Origin of the sequence: Caballeronia calidae (assembly GCF_900044055.2) — a bacterium.
GTDB classification, from domain to species: domain Bacteria; phylum Pseudomonadota; class Gammaproteobacteria; order Burkholderiales; family Burkholderiaceae; genus Caballeronia; species Caballeronia calidae.
Window position 1 is genome coordinate 70,110 of sequence record NZ_FCOX02000009.1, and the last position, 17,815, is coordinate 87,924.

Below are 17,815 nucleotides of genomic sequence, written 5' to 3' on the forward strand. Positions count from 1 at the left end.
ATAAATATGCGAGAAGTATGTCGCCCCGTGATCCTTGGCCGAACGGACGATAGCCGGACGCAAAATTCATACGGAACGAAGTGCCGCGCGTCACTTCCCGGCCTGCGCCTGACAGCGCTTCAACAGCGCTTCGAGCGCGCGATCCGGCATGCCGCTTTCGCGCAATGCATCGACCGTCCGGCTGACGTAATCGAGCGTCGTGCCGTAGCGGCCGCTCGCACAGCCGAGCACGGTGCGCACGATCGGATCGGCGAGCTTGCCGGTATAGGACGTCGCCTCGCGGCGCATGACGAACGCGAGGGCTTCGACGCGCCGTCCGTCCGCGAGCGTGCAAGGCAGCCACGCGGGCCGATACGATGCCATCGCCATTTCGCGACGCCACAGCACATCCAGATGCTCGATCGCATCGGCGCCGGCGAGCCGGAACGCCATGCCGGTGCACGAGCCGCCGCGATCGAGCGCGAGCACGAGGCCCGGCTGCTCCGGCGTGCCGCGATTCACGCGCGACCACAGATACAGCCCGCGATGATAGCCGTGCACCTTGCCGCGCACGGCTTCGAGCGTCGGCAGGCCGGGGTTCCAGATCAGCGAGCCGTAGCCGAAGAGCCACAGGTCCGACTTGCGGTCCCACTTCACGAGCGTCGCCTCGCGCGAGGCGGCGAGCTCCTCATCGGTCAGAAGCGCCGATTCGCCGAGCGCGGGCGGATAGTCCGGGCACGGCGCGGACATCGGTTCGGCGGGGAGCGTTGCGGGTTGCGCGGGTTCGGGCGTTTTATCGTTCACGGCGTTCAGAACATCGGACCGGATTCAGGCCAAAGTCACGTCAAGTCAAAGGCACATAAGGATCGGAAAATCCCAGAGACTGCATGATATCCGTCTCGATGGATTCCATCTCTTGCGCCTCGCTTTCGACTTCGTGGTCGTAGCCCTGCGCATGCAGCGTGCCGTGGACGATCAGATGCGCATAGTGCGCGGCGAGCGGCTTGCCCTGCTCGGCGGCCTCGCGCCCGACGACCGGGCAGCACAGGATCAGATCGCCCGCGACGGGGTCGTCCTCCGATTCCGCGTAGGCGAACGTCAGAACGTTGGTCGCGTAGTCCTTCTGCCGATACGTCCGGTTGAGCAGGCGGCCTTCGTCCTCGTCGACGAAACGCACGGTCAGTTCGGCGTCCGCGAAAAGCGATGCCTTGATCCAGCGCACGACCGTCGCGCGCGGCAGGATCGCCTTGTGCGACGGAAACGCCTTCGCGGCGGGGAACTGCAAGGTCAAAGTGAGGCGCGGCTTCATTCGGGCTTTTGCGCCTGCTGTGCCGCACGCGCGGCTTCGGCGAGCGCGGCGTCCTTCTGCGCCTGCGCGTCGTAGGCCTCGACGATGCGCGCGACGAGCGGATGCCGCACCACGTCCGCCGACGTGAAGTGCGTAATGGCGATGCCGCGCACTTCCGACAGCACGTGCTGCGCCTCGATCAGCCCGCTCTTCTGGCCGCGCGGCAAGTCGACCTGCGTCGTATCGCCGGTGACGACCGCCTTCGAGCCGAAGCCGATACGCGTGAGGAACATCTTCATCTGCTCGGGCGTGGTGTTCTGCGCCTCGTCGAGAATGATGAACGCGTGGTTCAGCGTGCGCCCGCGCATGTACGCGAGCGGCGCGATCTCGATCATCTGGCGCTCGAACATCTTCGCAGTCTTGTCGAAGCCGAGCAGATCGTAGAGCGCGTCGTAGAGCGGACGCAGATACGGATCGACCTTCTGCGCGAGATCGCCCGGCAGGAAGCCGAGCCGCTCGCCCGCCTCGACGGCCGGACGCGTGAGCACGATGCGCTTCACCTGATCGCGCTCGAGCGCATCGACCGCGCACGCGACCGCGAGATACGTCTTGCCCGTGCCCGCCGGCCCGATGCCGAAGGTCACGTCGTGCTGCAGGATCTGCTTCAGATACTCGCGCTGGGCCGGCGTGCGGCCGCGCAGATCGGCGCGGCGCGTGTAGAGCTTCGGCCCGTGGTCCTCGTCTTCGCCGAGATCGATCGTCGCGCTGGGTTCATCGAACGGATGATCCAGGTCGCCGCGAAAACGCGGATCGGCCTCGGCCTCTTCGCCGTTGGCCTCGCGCGCGTCTTTCGCGCGGCGCGTCGCATGGCTGGCTTCGACGAGCGCGAGCTGGATGTCATCGACGGAAATCGGATCGCGCGCGCGGTTGTAGAAGTTTTCGAGCGCCGCGAGCGCGACTTTCGCGCCACGGCCGCGAATCGAAATCTTGTGGCCGCGCCGCGAGAGCGTCACGTCGAGCGCCTGCTCGATCTGCCGCAGGTTTTCGTCGAGCGGCCCGCAGAGGTTGGCGAGCCGCGCGTTGTCCTCGCGCGGTGCGGTGAATTCCAGATGCTGCGTAGGAGCGTTCTTCAAAGTGACGTTGAATTCCTGTCTTTAATGCGTCAGCTCGGGCGCCATCACCAGCTCGCCGCGCAGCGAGTGCGGATACGCGTGCACGATCTTCACGTCGATCATCTGGCCGATCAGGCGCGCGTGCGATGCCACCGGCGCGGGGAAGTTGACGACACGGTTGTTCTGCGTGCGTCCGGCGAGCTCGTTCGGATCCTTGCGCGCCGGGCGCTCGACCAGAATGCGCTCGACCTTGCCGACCATCGACTCGCTGATGCGCTGCACGTTCTGCTCGATCGTCGCCTGCAAATGTTGCAGACGTTCGAGCTTCACTTCGCGCGGCGTGTCGTCGTGCAGGTTCGCGGCGGGCGTGCCGGGGCGCGGGCTGTAGATGAACGAGAAGCTCGTGTCGTAGCTCATCTCGTCGACGAGCGCCATCATCTTGTGGAAATCGTCCTCGGTCTCGCCGGGGAAGCCGACGATGAAGTCCGTCGACAGCGACAAGTCCGGGCGGATCGCGCGCAATTTGCGGATGACTGACTTGTATTCGAGCACGGTGTAGCCGCGCTTCATCGCCATCAGGATGCGGTCCGAGCCGTGCTGCACCGGCAAATGCAGATGCGAGACGAGCTTCGGCACCTTCGCGTAAGTGTCGATGAGGCGCTGCGTGAATTCCTTCGGATGCGACGTGGTGTAGCGAATGCGCTCGATGCCCGGCACGTCCGCGACATACTCGATGAGCGTCGCGAAATCCGCGATCTCGCTCGAACCGAGCGTCAGCGCGCCACGATAGGCGTTCACGTTCTGGCCGAGCAGCGTGACTTCGCGCACGCCCTGATCGGCGAGGCCGGCGATTTCGGTCAGCACGTCATCCAGCGGGCGTGACACTTCTTCACCGCGCGTGTAGGGCACGACGCAATAGCTGCAATATTTCGAGCAGCCTTCCATGATCGACACGAACGCGCTCGGGCCGTCGACGCGCGCGGGCGGCAGGTGATCGAACTTCTCGATTTCCGGGAACGTGATGTCGACCTGCGCGCGGCCGGTGGCGCGGCGTCGATCGATCATCGCGGGCAGGCGATGCAGCGTCTGCGGACCGAACACGAGATCGACATACGGCGCGCGCGCGACGATCGAAGCGCCTTCCTGGCTCGCGACACAACCGCCGACGCCGATCAGCAGATTCGGGTTCGCTTCCTTGAGCTCGCGCACGCGGCCGAGATCGGAGAACACTTTCTCCTGGGCCTTCTCGCGCACCGAGCACGTGTTGAACAGAATGACGTCCGCGTCTTCGGGCGTGTCCGTCTTGACGAGTCCTTCTGCCGCGCCGAGCACGTCGACCATCTTGTCGGAGTCGTACTCGTTCATCTGGCAGCCGAAGGTCTTTACATAAACTTTCTTGGTCATGAATCGTCGCCGGTCGCAGTGGTTAACCTGGGGGCGCTATATAAGAGATTGATCGGGAGTTTCGCGGACTTCTACAGTGATCTGCCCGCTTTTTACTGTAATTTAGCCCGATATTATAGCTCCGGCGGCAATTCCTGACGCCGCGGCCTGCGATCCGGCGGATAGGCGAGATCGCCGAGCAGTTCCTCCGTCGTTTTCTCGAAGCGCCCGACCAGGAAGTCCAGCAGCACGCGCACGCGCGGCGCCATGTAGCGGTTCGCATGAAAGAGCGCGTGCACGGCGGCCTCGTGCGTGCACCAGTCGGGCAGCACCATCCGCAGCGTGCCGGCGCGCACGTCGGCGGCGATATCCCAGATCGATTTATGCGCGATGCCGTGGCCCGCAAGCGCCCACTCGCGCAACAGCGCGCCGTCGTTGGTTTCCCACGCGTCCGCGAGCGGGATCGTGTACGCATAGCGCTCGTCGCCGCGCACGAAGCTCAGCTCGTTGAGCGGCCCGTTCGCCGTGACCACGACGACGAAATCGTGCCCGACCAGATCCGCGGGCGTCTTCGGCACGCCATGCTTCGCGAGATAGTCCGGCGACGCGCACAGCACCCGGCGGTTCGGCGCAAGCGCGCGCGCGGCGAGTCCGCTTTCGGGCGGCGCGCCGAAGCGGATCGCGAGATCGATTTCCTCCAGCAGCAGATTCGACACCGAGTCCGACAGCGTGAGCGCGAACCGCACGTCCGGATGCAGCGCGCTGAATTCATCGAGCCAGCCGCGCAGCAGCGAGCGCCCGAAATTCGACGTCGCCGAAATGCGCACCTTGCCGCGCACCACGTTCTGACCGGCCTGCAGGGCGGCTTCGGCGTCGTCGATCGCCTGCAACGCGACGCGGCAATGCTGCAGATACATGCGACCTTCGTCCGTGACGCGCAGCTGGCGCGTGGTGCGCTCGAAGAGCCGCGTGCGCAGCGCCTTTTCCAGCTTGATGAGTCGCGCACTCGCCGCCGCCGGCGACAGTCCGAGCTTGCGCCCCGCCGCCGACAGGCTGCCCGCGGTCGCAGCTTCCACGAAAAGGCGCATGTCGCCCAGCCGGTCCATCGTTATTTTCAAATCCGCTTTGATAATGATTCAAAGCGTAGACCAATTCTCAAAACAATGCCCGTCTCGCACAATGCGCCTAAGCGTAAACCCTTGCGGGGCATCCACGTATGCAACTCGACCACGTCACGATCGTCGCGCCCGACTGCGATGCGCTCATGCGCTTTTTCGTCGATATCGCCGGGATGCGGGTCGGGCCGCGTCCGCCTTTCGGCGTCGGCGGCTACTGGCTGTATCTCGGCTCGCGGCCGGCGGTGCATCTGATCGCATCGGGCGCGGCGTCGGCATCGGCATCGGCATCGGCGGAGCGGCCGGGCGCGACGCGCATCGACCATCTGGCGCTGCGCGTCGGCGACGAAGCCGAATGGCGCGCATTGCTCGAACGTCTCGATTGCCACGGCTACGCGTATCAGCTTGCCGACGTGCCGGTCGCGCGCGAGTTGCAGCTGTTCGTGCGGCTGGCGCCGGGCGTCGTCGTCGAATTCGTGGTTGCTCAAACTCGCGCTCAATCCTGATCTGGAGTCACCATGCCTCTTCCGCTTCTCGCGCTGGCGATCAGCGCCTTCGCCATCGGCACGACGGAGTTCGTCATCATGGGCTTGCTGCCCAACGTCGCGCGCGATCTTTCCGTGTCGATTCCGTCGGCGGGCCTGCTCGTCACCGGCTACGCGCTCGGCGTCGCGGTCGGCGCGCCGCTGCTCGCCGTGCTGACGAGCAAGCTGCCGCGCAAGCTCGCGCTGCAATTGCTGATGCTCGTGTTCATCGTCGGCAACGTGCTGTGCGCGGTCGCGCCCACCTATGGCCTGCTGATGATCGCGCGCGTCGTGACCTCGTTCGCGCACGGCTCGTTCTTCGGTATCGGCGCGGTCGTGGCCGCGTCGCTCGTGCCGGCGGAAAAGCGTGCGAGCGCCATCGCGCTGATGTTCACCGGGCTCACGCTCGCGAACGTGCTGGGCGTGCCGTTCGGCACCTTCATCGGCCAGGAGCTCGGCTGGCGCGCCACGTTCTGGATCGTCGCGGGTCTCGGCGTGCTGTCCGCGCTCGGCGTGACGGCGCTCGTGCCGAATCGTCACGATGTCGCGCAAAGCCGCCTCGGCCAGGAAGTGCGCGTGCTCCGCGACGGCCAGGTCTGGCTCGCGCTCACGATGACCGTGCTCGGCTTCGGCGGCGTGTTCGTCGTGTTCACGTACATCGCGCCGATTCTCGAACAGGTGGGCGGCTTCTCGCCGCGCGCCGTCACGCTGATTCTGGTGCTGTTCGGCATCGGCCTCACGATCGGCAATACCATCGGCGGCAAGCTCGCCGATCGCGCGCTGATGCCGTCGTTGATGGGCATTCTGGTCGCGCTCGCGATCGTCATGGCGGTGTTCGCGAAGACGAGCCACAGCCAGATCGGTGCGATCGTGACGATTTTCGTATGGGGCATCGCGGCGTTCGCGACGGTGCCGCCGTTGCAGACGCGCGTCGTCGAGAAGGCGAAAGATGCGCCGAATCTCGCGTCGACGCTGAATATCGGCGCGTTCAACGTCGGCAATGCGGGCGGCGCGTGGCTCGGCGGCGCGGTGCTGACGCACGGCTACGGGCTCGATGCGCTGCCGTGGGCCGCCGCCGCGGTCGCACTCGCCGCGCTGGCCGTGACGTGGTTCGCCGCGCGACTGGATGCGCCACGGGTTACATCGGAAGTAAATGCGGCCGACGCTTGCTGAGCGCTTATCATGTTGGCTCAACGTAATCCGAGACAACATGATCGATCATCTCATCTGCGATTGCGACGGCGTGCTCGTCGACAGCGAAGTCATCGCGGATCGCGTCATGCTGGACGTTCTCACCGAGACGTTTCCCGGCATCGACTTCAAACCGGCCGTCAAGACGGCTTTCGGGCAGCAGACCTCGCGCTTTCTGGCCCATCTGGAGACGAAGTTCGGCATTCTGATGCCGCCCAATTTCGTCGATACGATCGAGGCGCGCGTCTCGGTGGAACTCGCGCGCTCGGTCGGACCGATCGCCGGCGTGCGTGCCGCGCTGGAAAGTTGCGGCCTGCCGGTTGCGGTGGTGTCGAACAGCCGCATGGAGCGTGTGCGTGCATCGGTGCGGCGCGCGGGGCTCGACGAGATCGTCGGCGCGCGCGTGTTCAGCGCGCAGCAGGTCGAGCGGCCGAAGCCTTTTCCGGACGTTTATCTGCTTGCGGCGCGCACGCTGGAAATCGACCCGGCGCGCTGCCTCGTCGTGGAAGACAGCATCGCCGGACTCACGGCGGCGCGCGCGGCGGGGATGAAGACCATCGCGTTCGTCGGCGCGAGCCATATTCCGTCCGGCTACGCGCAAGTGCTGCGCGAAACCGGCATCACCCGGATCATGGAGCACATGGACGAATTGCCCGCGCTCGTCGCTGCCGGCGTTCGCGGGGATTTCGGCGACGTGCTGTCCTGAAGGCGCTTCCGGCTTAAGCCGCTTCCTCGACGGCTTCGCGCGCGGCTGCCAGCGCCGCGCGGAATTCGACCAGTTCCGCGATGGTGAGCATCGGCAGCGCGTGTTCCTTCGCGAAGCGCTCGACCTGCGCGCCGCGCGTCATCGTGCCGTCGGCGTTCATCAGTTCGCACAGCACGCCCGCCGGCTTGAGGCCCGCGAGAATCGCCAGATCGACCGTGCCTTCCGTATGGCCGCGCCGCGCGAGCACGCCGCCCGGCATCGCGCGCAGCGGGAACACGTGGCCGGGCCGCACGATGTCGGCCGGCTTCGCTTGATCGGCAATGGCCGCGCGGATCGTCGTCACGCGATCGGCCGCCGACACACCCGTGGTCACGCCTTCCCGCGCCTCGATCGACACCGTGAACGCGGTGCCGTAGCGGCTGCCGTTCGCGGCGGCCATCGGCGGAAGTTCGAGCGCGCGCACTTTTTCGTCCGGCAGGCACAGGCAGACGATGCCGCTGCATTCGCGGATCAGAAGCGCCATCGTGGCATCGGTGAGTTTTTCGGCGGCGACGATCAGATCGGCTTCGTTTTCGCGATCGTCGTCGTCCTGGAGAACGACGGGGCGGCCTGCGCGCATGGCGTCGAGCGCGGCAGCGATGCGCGGGGGAATCTCGAACGAAGCGAGTTGCGGGAGATCGGCAGTGGCGTCATCGGCGATGACGGCGGGGGCGGCGAACGACAGGCTGCTGGTGAACTGAATCTGGGACATGTGAAACGCTCTCGCGAAAAATTGGGCGAAAAACGTTTCAGGGCATTGCAAACAGACAGAACGGCACCCCGCGGCGACGCACCAAAAGGCGCGGCGTCGTCCGGTTCGGCGCGATGCATGAATCGCCAAGGGGAACGGACATGACCATCTGCACATCTTCTCTCATCCGGACTGTGACCGTCGGCTCTGGCTTCGCACCAGATCTGCTGACCCCGCGCATGAATTGATCGCGCGGGCGCTCGCGGGCTCGTGGTCCGGCCTCGAAGCCTCGCCACATACCGCCGGTGGGGAATTACACCCCGCCCTGAAGACGTACTGAACGCCGGCAAGCTCAACACTCGACGGCTTTTTTAGGATACCGCACGCGATCATTTTTTGCACTGCCGCATGCGTCGCGGCCTTTCCGGAAAACGACATATGCTGCTCGCGCGCCCTAGCTGTCCGCCCAGGTTTTTGCCGCGTCGACCGCGCGTCGCCATCCGGCGAGACACGATTCGATCTCGGGCGCGGGCATCGAAGGCGTGAAACGTCGCTCCAGTTGCCATTGAGCCTTGAGTTCGTCGACATCCTTCCAGTAGCCGACTGCGAGCCCCGCCAGATAGGCCGCGCCGAGCGCCGTGGTTTCCGCGATGCGCGGGCGCGCGACATCGACGCCGAGGATGTCCGCCTGGAACTGCATCAGCAGGTCATTCGCGCAGGCTCCGCCATCGACCCGCAATTCGCCGATGCGTATGCCGGAATCCGCTTCCATCGCCTTCAGCACGTCGAGCGATTGATACGCGATGGAGTCCAACGCCGCCCGCGCGATATGCCCCGACGTCGTGCCCCGTGTCACACCGAAGAGCGTGCCGCGTGCGCGCGCGTTCCAGTGCGGCGCGCCGAGACCGGCGAAGGCCGGCACGAGATAGACGCCGTCACTATGCGGCACGCCGCGCGCGAGCGTTTCGACCTCGCTGGCGCGGCGGATGAGCCCGAGCCCGTCGCGCAGCCATTGCACGACCGCGCCGGCGATGAAGATGCTGCCTTCGAGCGCGTAGCTGACCTGATCGCCGATTTGCCAGGCGATCGTCGTCACGAGGTTGTTGCGCGATTCGATCGGCTTGTCGCCCGTGTTCATGACGAGAAAGCAGCCGGTGCCGTAGGTGTTCTTCACCATGCCGGAATCCGTGCACATTTGTCCGAAGAGCGCGGCGTGCTGATCGCCGGCGAGCGATGCGAGCGGGAGGTCCGCGGCGAACACGGCGCCTTGCGTCGTGCCGTACACCTCCGACGACGTGCGCACTTCGGGCAGCATGCTGCGCGGAATGTCGAGCGCGTCGAGGAGTTCGTCGTCCCAGCGCCGCTCGTGAATGTTGAAGAGCATCGTGCGCGAGGCGTTCGTGATGTCGGTGACATGCATGCCGTGCCGCGTGAAATTCCACATGAGCCAGCTGTCGACGGTGCCGAACGCGAGCTGTCCCTGCTTCGCCTTGTCGCGCGCGCCTTCGACGTTATCGAGGATCCAGCGGATTTTCGTCGCGGAGAAATATGCGTCGATGGGCAGGCCGGTTTTCGCGCGCACCATCGCTTCGAGGCCGCGCGATTTCAGTTCGTCGCAAAACGCGGCGGTGCGGCGGTCCTGCCAGACGATCGCGTTATAGACGGGCTTGCCCGTCTCGCGGTCCCAGACGATCGTGGTTTCGCGCTGATTCGTGATGCCGACCGCCGCGATCGACGAGGCGCTCGCGCCGGCGCGCGTGACGGCTTCCGCGGCGACGCCCGCCTGCGTCGACCAGATTTCCTGCGGGTCGTGCTCGACCCAGCCCGCTTCCGGATAAATCTGCTGGAATTCCTTCTGCGCCACGGACACGACGTTGCCTTTTCTGTCGAAAAGCATGGCGCGCGAGCTGGTGGTGCCCTGGTCGAGCGCGAGAACGTACTGATCCTGCATGGTCTTCTCCGGGTCTGGGTGGACGTCGATGTCCGCCGATGTTCGTTCGGGCAATCTATCGGACCGGGCCGCCGCGGACAACTCGGCCGAACGGCATAAGCCGATCAACACCTTTTGCGTCGAGTGCAAAATGCCTATGCCATTCGGCCGAGTGGCGCGACCGTTCCGTTCGTCCGATACTGGCTGCACGAATTCGAACGAGGGGGCTGCGATGCGAATGCTGATGGCTTCAGGCGTGCTGGGCGCGGCGATTCTGGCGGGCTGCGTGGGCACGCCGAACCTGGATGGCACGAGAGGCGCGCCGTCGTTCAGTGCGCTGCAAGAGATGTGCGGAACGTCCCCGGTCGATTACGGCGCGGACGCGCAATCGGTCTACTCGGCTTTTTTCGATGCCTATGTGGCCCAGCGGCGCGGCGGGCTGTCGAAGGAGCGCTACTGCGCGTTCCAGGCGGGGATCGCCGAGCGCTATCGCGCTTATCGCGCGAATCCCGGCCCCGAGGCGCAAAGCGCATGGGCGAATTTCTTCCTCGATCAGCGAGCGCAGGCGCTGAGCTGGCGAGCAGCGGTCGATCCGACGCTACGCGCCGGATGAAGCGGCTTGATCCGAGATGCGAAGGAGGGTGAGACGGACGCAGCCGCCGGCCGCGCCCCGAGTCCTGCCGCGCTACGAGTAACGCTTGAAAGCCTTGACGGTGGAATCACCGGTGGCGGTGAGGCGCCATTGCTGGCGTCCTGATGCGAGATTTTCGAGTTGAACGAGCTGGCGTTCGAGCAGGGCGTCGAGCTCCTCGCGTTCCATGTCGACCTGATTGGGTGCTTCCTGAACCAATAGCAGCGTGGCAAATTCGTGCGGACTCAGCATTGTGTTCTCCATGACGACCGAACGGCATAAGCAGCCGGCTTTGTAAGCCGGATCTTTTTGCATCGAAACGTTGTGCGGGGAAAACTGAAAAGCCGGGCAAGCGCGTTGATTTTGTGCTGCGGTTGCCGGGAATTGGGATTGTAGGCAAGCGTCTGACAAGTGCCAAATTCGAAACGAAAATTTTCGCTTTGACTTTTTGCCACGAGGGAGGCGGTCCATGGCTGCCGGAAATTCGAAGAATCGACATGAACTTCGTGCCGCAGTGCACACAAGCATGGTGCATCGCTGAATCGCTTTCAGCAGCCGCAACGGCGCGAGCGACCCATGCGCGTTATTCATTAATTTATACGATAAATGAATTTGTTTCGGATTAAGCGGACAATGCAATATTCGTCTTTTGCCCGGCCTTCCCTCAAAATCGCCAGGGTAGTTCTGCCCGCTGGTATTTCGGACTTCATTCAATGACTCGCTTCAACTGGCAAAACCCGTATCCCACGCCGCGCTTGCCGGTGTTCGCCCGCAATATCGTTTCGACCTCCCATCCGCTCGCCGCGCAAGCGGGCCTGCGCATGCTGTGGAAAGGCGGCAATGCCGTCGATGCAGCCATTGCCGCCGCAGCGGCCATCACTGTGGTCGAGCCGGTGTCCTGCGGCCTGGGCGGCGACGCCTTCGCGCTCGTCTGGGACGGCAGGAAGCTTCACGGTTTGAACGCGTCGGGCGTGTCGCCGGCGGCCTGGAACGTCGATTATTTCCGCCACAAGTACGGCGAGGAAAACGGCCTCGCGCGCCAGCCCAAGCGCGGCTGGGACGCGGTGACCGTGCCGGGCGTCATCGCCGGATGGGAGGCGCTGCATACGAAGTTCGGCTCGCTGCCGTTCGCGGACCTGATGGAGCCGGCCATCGAGATCGCCGAGCGCGGTCATGCGGTGGCGAGCATCGTCGCGTACAAGTGGGCGGCGGCGGTGCCCGAGCTGAAGAATCAGCCGGGTTTCGCGGATGTGTTCATGCCGCACGGCCGCGCTCCTGAAGTAAGTGAGCTCGTGCGCTTTCCGGGCCACGCGAAGACGCTGCGCCTGCTCGCGCAGCACGGTCCGCGCGCCTTCTACGAAGGCGAGATCGCGGAGCGCATCGCCGCGTTCGCGCGAGAGGGCGGCGCCGCGTTGACCATGAACGACCTGCGCGGCTATCGCGCGGACTGGGTCGAGCCGATCAGCAAGGACTATCGCGGCTACACGGTGCACGAGATTCCGCCGAACGGGCAGGGCATTGCCGCGTTGATCGCGCTCGGCATTCTCGACAAGTTCGATGTCAGTGCGCTGTCGGTGGACCGCATCGAGTCGCAGCACTTGCAGATCGAGGCGATGAAGCTCGCCTTCGCCGACGTCTATCGCTACGTCGCCGATCCGCGCTCCATGGAAGTGACGCCCGAGCAGATGCTCGACGACGCCTACCTGACGGAACGCGCGAAACTCATCGATCCGGTCAAGGCCACGCAGTTCGATTTCGGCATGCCGAAGGCGGGCGGCACCATCTATATGTCCGTCGCCGACGAGCGCGGCATGATGGTGAGCTTCATCCAGTCGAACTACATGGGCTTCGGCTCGGGCGTGGTCGTGCCGGAAACCGGCATCGCGTTGCAGAACCGCGGTTGTGGCTTCTCGATGGACCCGAAGTCCGCAAATGTGGTCGAGGGCGGCAAGCGCCCGTTCCATACGATCATTCCCGCTTTCCTGACGCAGGAAGTCGACGGCGCCCGCGAAGCCGTCATGAGCTTTGGCGTGATGGGCGGCGACATGCAGCCCCAAGGCCACCTGCAATCGATCGTGCGCATGCTCGACTACGGCCAGCAGCCGCAGGCCGCATGCGACGCGCCGCGCTGGAAGGTGAACCGCGACTTCACGATCGACATCGAAGCCACGCTCGATCTCGACACCGCGCGTGCGCTCGAAGGGCTCGGCCACACGATCAAGTCCATCGACGATCCGTACATGGACTTCGGCTCCGGCCAGTACATCTGGAAGCTGGATCGCAACGATCCCGAGCGTGGCTACGTCGCGGCGAGCGACAGCCGGCGCGACGGACTCGCTGCCGGGTTCTGACTTCACCGTCGGAGGCCGCGTCATGTGACCGGCCTCCATCCAACGAGACATAGCGTCCATTCGCCGCTCCCGGGCCGGCGAAGGGGACCGCGCGCCCGCGCCGGGCGCAAGAGAGGGACATCATGAACGAACAGGTGTATGAGACGCCGAATGCTCGAGAGGCCGCGGCGGCGAATAGCGAAACGTTCACGCCGAAAGCACCGCCGTCGAAGGCGATGATTCGTCGCATCGTATTTTCATCGTCGGTGGGCAATGCGCTCGAGTGGTTCGACTTTCTCGTCTACGGCTACTTCGCGACGGTCATCGCGAAGGCGTTCTTTCCGACGAACGACGAGTGGCTCTCGACGATGCTGGCTATCGGCACGTTCGGCATCTCGTTCCTGATGCGCCCGCTCGGCGCGATCGTGCTGGGCGTCTACGGCGACCGCAAAGGGCGCAAGGCCGCGCTCACGCTCGCCATTCTGCTGATGATGGTCGGCACCCTGACGATGGCCGTGATGCCGTCGTATCAGCACATCGGCGTGGCGGCGCCGCTGTTGATCCTGCTCGCGCGTCTCGTGCAAGGCTTCGCGGTCGGCGGGGAGTTCGGCAGCGCGACCGCGTTCATGGTCGAGCACAGCGAGGCGCGGCGCGGCTATTACGCGAGCTGGCAGTTCGCGAGCCAGGGCCTTGCCGCGATCATGGCCGCGGCGTTCGGCTCGGTTCTGAGCGCGTGGCTGCCGCAGCCGCAACTCGAAAGCTGGGGCTGGCGCATTCCTTTCGTTTTCGGGCTGCTCGTCGGGCCGGTCGGCTACTACATTCGCTCGCATCTGGACGAAACGCCGGAATTTCTCGCGACGCGTCCCGCGAAGAAGGCGAGCTCACCGGGCGTCTCGTTCTCGAACCAGTGGCTGAATCTGCTGCTCGCCGTCGGCATCGTCGCGCAATCGACGGTCGGCGTGTATGTGCTGCAGCTCTATATGCCGATGTACGCCGTGAAGCAACTGCATCTGCCGGCCACGGCGTCGTTCGCCGTCGTGGTGCTCAACGGCGGACTGCAGTTCATGTTTTCGCCATTGATGGGCGCGCTGTCCGACCGGGTCGGGCGCATCCGCATCATGCTCGGCACGTCGATCTTCATGGGCGTGACGATTTATCCGATGTTTGCGTGGCTGCAGGCGCATCCGACGGTCGCGTCGCTCGTCGTGTTGCAAGCGGTCGCCGGCATTCTCAAGGCGGCGTATTCCGGCCCGATGCCCGCGCTCATGTCGGAAATCTTCCCGACGCGCGTGCGTTCCACCGGCCTCTCGATCGGCTACGCGCTCGGCGTCACGCTGTTCGGCGGATTCGCGCCGACGATCGTCGAGGCGTTCATCCATGCCACCGGCGACAAGCTCGCGCCGAGTTACTACGTGCTGTTCGCCGCGGTGTTGTCGGGCGTATCGCTCGCGATCGTCGCGTGGCGCATGCGCAGCGCGCGGCGTGGCACCTGACGTCGCAGGTCGGGTATTCCTCATTCCAATCAAAGGGGCGGCTTCGGCCGCCTTCGTGCTTTTTGGGGCTTTTCAAACTTCCCGTGGACGCCCGATCGGCATGTTTCATGCAGCACTGCATCGATGGCCGCTCGCTACGACTCGTAAGAATTTGGCATCAAAGGAACCGGCACGCCGCGAGCGAGTCTGTCCCCATGCCTGCAAACTCGTTGCAGGGCGGCTAAGATGGAAAAACAAGCCGTCAAGACTTGAAGTTGAGGACGCTGCGACCGAACCGTTCACGGCGTCGCCTGACATCGGCCGTCTCTTGCTGGCCGATGGCGCGTTCAGTTCAGCCTGGGAGCGCGATATATGCACGCAGAAAGTAGCCACGTGATGCCGTGGCGCATCGAAGACATCGATCTCGCCCGGATCGATCGTCAGAAGGCGGTATCGAACGAACATCTTCTCTTGTTGCTGTGCGCCTGCTCATTCATCGAGAGCGGCACCGATCTCTACACGAGCAATCTCAGCAAGTATTTTCACGACGACCCCGAGATCTCGGCGTGGCTCAACAATGAATGGGAGCCCGAAGAGATGCAGCACGGCAGGGCACTCAAGACATATATCAATCACGTGTGGCCCGAGTTCGACTGGGACACTGCGTTCAGGAATTTCTTCGACGAATACTCGCTCACGTGTTCCTATGAGGAATTCGAGAAGAAGCGCGCCCTCGAAATGGTGGCGCGCTGCGTCGTCGAGACGGGAACGGCCACGCTCTATCGCGCGATTGGCGAATGCTCGGATGAACCGGTGCTCAAGGAGATCACCGACAACATCCGCACCGACGAAGTGCGGCACTACAAGCACTTTTTCCATTTCTTCAAGAAGTGGAACAAGATCGAAGGCAATGGCCGCATGGCCGTGCTCGGCGCCCTCGTGCGGCGCGTGATGGAGCTGAAAAGCGAGGATTCCGAGATTGCACTGCGGCATGTCTTCGCCATTCGTTATCCTGAGCGTGCGCAGGACGCGGAGTACAACCGCGACCTTTCGGCGCGCGTGAACGCGCTCGTGCGGCGCAATCTGTCAGCGGATCAGGCCATCAAGATGCTGCTCAAGCCGCTCGACTTGCCCGCGCGCATTCAGCCCGGCGTGCACTATCCGCTCTCGAAGATGACGCAGCTGTTCTTCCGATAAAACTTGCTCGACGCGATGACCGATTCCAACGCGCCAAATCCGCTTTCATCGCATTCCGTCTTCGACGAATGGCCGCCCGAGTTGCGTGCGCTCTTCGACGGCACGCTCGCCATTGCGGATCGCGGTTTCACCGCATCGCTGTGCGCGGCCGATCACGCGCATCGGGTGCGCACAGCGCTTTTGAGCGTAGGCGAACTGCTCGCGCCCGATGCGCGCACGCTCGCCTTCGCGCTGTGGCCCGCGTCGCGGACCGCGCAGGCCGTCGCCGCAACCGGACGCGCGACGCTCGCCTTCGTGTTCGATGAGGCGTTCTATCAGGTGCATCTCGATGCGCGCCGCGTACCGCTCAACGACGTGCCGCTCGCGTGCTTCGTCGGCACGATCGAGAGCGGAGAAATTCAGCGGGTGGGATATGCGCGACTCCGGAATGGAATCGCGTTCGAACTGACTGAAGCGCAACCGGTGCTCGCGCGCTGGCGCGAGCAGCTCGAATGGCTGAAGCGGGCGGCGAGCGCCGCCGCCTGAAGCACCGATGCGGCGCGCTCGCGCCGCATCGAATCACATCGAATGGCTCAACGGCCGCGATCGCCCGAGCGCAACGCGTCGCGCCGGCCGCCCAGCAGCGCGCCGGGATTGGCCGCCGGCTTGCGCGCATTGGCGACATGGCCCGCCTGCGCCGGTTCCGAACGCCGCGGCGCCGAGCCCGTACCCGCGTTCGGCTTGTTGTGATTGCGCGCTTCGCGTGAAGGCTGCGCGCCGGACTTGCCGCTATTGTTTCCGTTCGACGGACGTGCGCCGCGCGCCTCGCCGTTCGGACGACCGCCGTCGCGGCGCGGCTCGCCATTGCCAGTGCCATTGCCAGTGCGTCGCGCTTCGCCGTTCGGACGGGCCTCACCGTTGCGCGGACTTTGACGCCCTTGGCCGCCCTGACCCTGAGGGCGCCCCTGGCTGCGACGCTGGATCGGCTCCGGCTTCGCGTTCGGGTCCGGCTCGAAGCCGGCGATCACTTCGCGCGGAATCGGCCGCTTGATGAGGCGTTCGATGTCCTTCAGCAGTTGATGCTCGTCCACGCACACGAGCGACACCGCTTCGCCTTCCGCGCCCGCGCGCCCCGTGCGGCCGATACGATGCACGTAGTCTTCCGGCACGTTCGGCAGATCGAAGTTGACGACGTGCGGCAGTTGATCGATGTCGATGCCGCGTGCCGCGATATCGGTCGCGACCAGCACCTGCAGCGTCTCGGCCTTGAATTCGCTGAGCGCGCGGGTGCGTGCCGACTGGCTCTTGTTGCCGTGAATCGCGAGCGCGCTGATGCCGTCCTTCGTCAATTGCTCGGCGAGGCGGTTCGCGCCGTGCTTCGTGCGCGTGAAAACGAGCACCTGGAACCAGTTGTTGCCGCGGATGAGATGCGTGAGCAGTTCGCGCTTGCGATCGCGATCGACCGGATGGATCTTCTGGTCGACCGTCTCCGCCGTGGTATTGCGGCGCGCGACTTCGATGAGCGCGGGCGAATCGAGCAGGCTGTCGGCGAGCGCCTTGATCTCGTCGGAGAACGTGGCCGAGAACAGCAGGTTCTGGCGCTTGGCGGGCAGGCGCGCGAGCACGCGCTTGATGTCGTGGATGAAGCCCATGTCGAGCATGCGATCGGCTTCGTCGAGCACGAGAATTTCGAGCTGCGAAACGTCGATCGTCTTTTGTTGCATGTGATCGAGCAGACGTCCGGGCGTAGCCACGACGATATCGACGCCGCGGCGCAGCGCGTCGATCTGCGGATTGATGCCGACGCCGCCGAACATCACCGTCGACTTGAGCTTCAGATATTTGCCGTACGCGCGCACGCTTTCCTCGACTTGCGCCGCGAGTTCGCGCGTCGGCGTGAGGATCAGCGCGCGCACCGGGCGCTTGGCGCCGCCCGTGGCGGGCGCGAGTTGCGACAGGCGTTGGAGGATCGGCAGCGTGAAGCCGGCGGTCTTGCCCGTGCCGGTCTGCGCGCCCGCGAGCAGGTCGCCGCCTTTCAGAACGGCGGGAATCGCCTGAAGCTGGATCGGAGTGGGACTGGAATAGCCGAGTTCGTTGACGGCGCGAAGCAAAGGTTCAGACAGGCCAAGTGAATCAAAAGACATAAATTGGTGTTCGTTGTGTCGAACGGCGCGCATGCGAATCGAGGCTGCGGCGAATCATGGTTCGGCCGGCAGAGCGCATGTGCGACGCTCGGAAATGAATCGGG

General features: G+C 64.8%; 17 protein-coding genes and 1 riboswitch. Of the genes, 8 read left to right on the forward strand and 9 right to left on the reverse strand.

The features are described from left to right. Positions 1 to 90: 90 nt before the first annotated feature. The 5 genes from AWB78_RS11395 to AWB78_RS11415 all read right to left on the reverse strand — a co-directional run bounded on the left by AWB78_RS11395 (position 91) and on the right by AWB78_RS11415 (position 4,868). On the reverse strand, positions 91 to 729 hold the full coding sequence (locus AWB78_RS11395) for a gamma-glutamylcyclotransferase (RefSeq protein ID WP_062604680.1): 639 nt from the start codon (positions 727 to 729) through the stop codon (positions 91 to 93). Positions 730 to 823: 94 nt separating this feature from the next. After that, positions 824 to 1,288 carry an rRNA maturation RNase YbeY gene (ybeY, locus tag AWB78_RS11400; protein WP_062604681.1) on the reverse strand — a complete coding sequence of 155 codons (465 nt, stop codon included), beginning with the start codon at positions 1,286 to 1,288 and terminating at the stop codon, positions 824 to 826. Next, a complete protein-coding gene (locus AWB78_RS11405) occupies positions 1,285 to 2,400 on the reverse strand; it encodes a PhoH family protein (RefSeq protein ID WP_062604682.1) in 1,116 nt (371 codons plus the stop codon). Before AWB78_RS11405 ends, ybeY begins: the two co-directional genes overlap by 4 nt. A gap of 21 nt (positions 2,401 to 2,421) precedes the next feature. Continuing rightward, on the reverse strand, positions 2,422 to 3,783 hold the full coding sequence (gene miaB, locus AWB78_RS11410; RefSeq protein WP_062604683.1) for a tRNA (N6-isopentenyl adenosine(37)-C2)-methylthiotransferase MiaB: 1,362 nt from the start codon (positions 3,781 to 3,783) through the stop codon (positions 2,422 to 2,424). Positions 3,784 to 3,896: 113 nt separating this feature from the next. Further along, entirely contained in the window at positions 3,897 to 4,868 is a 972-nt protein-coding gene (locus tag AWB78_RS11415) for a LysR family transcriptional regulator (protein WP_062604684.1), read from the reverse strand. Between the two features lie 110 nt (positions 4,869 to 4,978). Between AWB78_RS11415 and AWB78_RS11420 the strand changes: the two genes are divergently transcribed. From AWB78_RS11420 to AWB78_RS11430, 3 genes are read left to right on the forward strand one after another with little or no spacing between them, the layout of a single operon-like run. Further along, positions 4,979 to 5,383, forward strand: coding sequence for a VOC family protein (locus tag AWB78_RS11420; RefSeq protein WP_062604685.1), 405 nt, complete (start codon positions 4,979 to 4,981; stop codon positions 5,381 to 5,383). A 12-nt stretch (positions 5,384 to 5,395) separates the two neighbouring features. Further along, positions 5,396 to 6,574 (forward strand): MFS transporter, encoded by a 1,179-nt coding sequence (locus tag AWB78_RS11425; RefSeq protein ID WP_062604686.1) that lies wholly within the window; start codon positions 5,396 to 5,398, stop codon positions 6,572 to 6,574. 37 nt (positions 6,575 to 6,611) lie between these two features. Continuing rightward, positions 6,612 to 7,298 carry an HAD family hydrolase gene (locus AWB78_RS11430; RefSeq protein WP_062604687.1) on the forward strand — a complete coding sequence of 229 codons (687 nt, stop codon included), beginning with the start codon at positions 6,612 to 6,614 and terminating at the stop codon, positions 7,296 to 7,298. A 13-nt stretch (positions 7,299 to 7,311) separates the two neighbouring features. Here AWB78_RS11430 and ribB read toward each other — a convergent pair whose 3' ends face one another. Both ribB and glpK read right to left on the reverse strand, forming a co-directional pair. Further along, positions 7,312 to 8,049: a 3,4-dihydroxy-2-butanone-4-phosphate synthase gene (gene ribB, locus AWB78_RS11435; protein WP_062604688.1), complete on the reverse strand. Its 738-nt coding sequence runs from the start codon at positions 8,047 to 8,049 to the stop codon at positions 7,312 to 7,314. Positions 8,050 to 8,199: 150 nt separating this feature from the next. Then, a riboswitch (FMN riboswitch) is annotated at positions 8,200 to 8,365 on the reverse strand. Positions 8,366 to 8,482: 117 nt separating this feature from the next. Beyond that, on the reverse strand, positions 8,483 to 9,979 hold the full coding sequence (glpK, locus tag AWB78_RS11440; protein ID WP_062604689.1) for a glycerol kinase GlpK: 1,497 nt from the start codon (positions 9,977 to 9,979) through the stop codon (positions 8,483 to 8,485). Between the two features lie 211 nt (positions 9,980 to 10,190). Here glpK and AWB78_RS11445 point away from each other — a divergent pair, with 211 nt between their 5' ends. Next, positions 10,191 to 10,571 carry a hypothetical protein gene (locus tag AWB78_RS11445; RefSeq protein WP_062604690.1) on the forward strand — a complete coding sequence of 127 codons (381 nt, stop codon included), beginning with the start codon at positions 10,191 to 10,193 and terminating at the stop codon, positions 10,569 to 10,571. 72 nt (positions 10,572 to 10,643) lie between these two features. On the opposite strand, the gene AWB78_RS11450 is transcribed toward AWB78_RS11445, so the two are convergent. Next, entirely contained in the window at positions 10,644 to 10,841 is a 198-nt protein-coding gene (locus AWB78_RS11450; protein ID WP_008351420.1) for a hypothetical protein, read from the reverse strand. Positions 10,842 to 11,302: 461 nt separating this feature from the next. Between AWB78_RS11450 and ggt the strand changes: the two genes are divergently transcribed. From ggt to AWB78_RS11470, 4 genes are all read left to right on the forward strand, one after another. Next, the gene (ggt, locus tag AWB78_RS11455) at positions 11,303 to 12,940 is read left to right on the forward strand and encodes a gamma-glutamyltransferase (RefSeq protein WP_062604691.1); all 1,638 of its coding nucleotides are present in this window, start codon (positions 11,303 to 11,305) and stop codon (positions 12,938 to 12,940) included. A gap of 122 nt (positions 12,941 to 13,062) precedes the next feature. Further along, positions 13,063 to 14,412 carry an MFS transporter gene (locus AWB78_RS11460; protein WP_062604692.1) on the forward strand — a complete coding sequence of 450 codons (1,350 nt, stop codon included), beginning with the start codon at positions 13,063 to 13,065 and terminating at the stop codon, positions 14,410 to 14,412. A gap of 351 nt (positions 14,413 to 14,763) precedes the next feature. Then, positions 14,764 to 15,588, forward strand: coding sequence for a ferritin-like domain-containing protein (locus AWB78_RS11465; protein ID WP_062604693.1), 825 nt, complete (start codon positions 14,764 to 14,766; stop codon positions 15,586 to 15,588). A gap of 15 nt (positions 15,589 to 15,603) precedes the next feature. Continuing rightward, positions 15,604 to 16,113: a hypothetical protein gene (locus tag AWB78_RS11470; RefSeq protein ID WP_062604769.1), complete on the forward strand. Its 510-nt coding sequence runs from the start codon at positions 15,604 to 15,606 to the stop codon at positions 16,111 to 16,113. A 47-nt stretch (positions 16,114 to 16,160) separates the two neighbouring features. Here AWB78_RS11470 and AWB78_RS11475 read toward each other — a convergent pair whose 3' ends face one another. After that, positions 16,161 to 17,711, reverse strand: coding sequence for a DEAD/DEAH box helicase (locus AWB78_RS11475; protein ID WP_062604694.1), 1,551 nt, complete (start codon positions 17,709 to 17,711; stop codon positions 16,161 to 16,163). Positions 17,712 to 17,815: the final 104 nt, after the last annotated feature.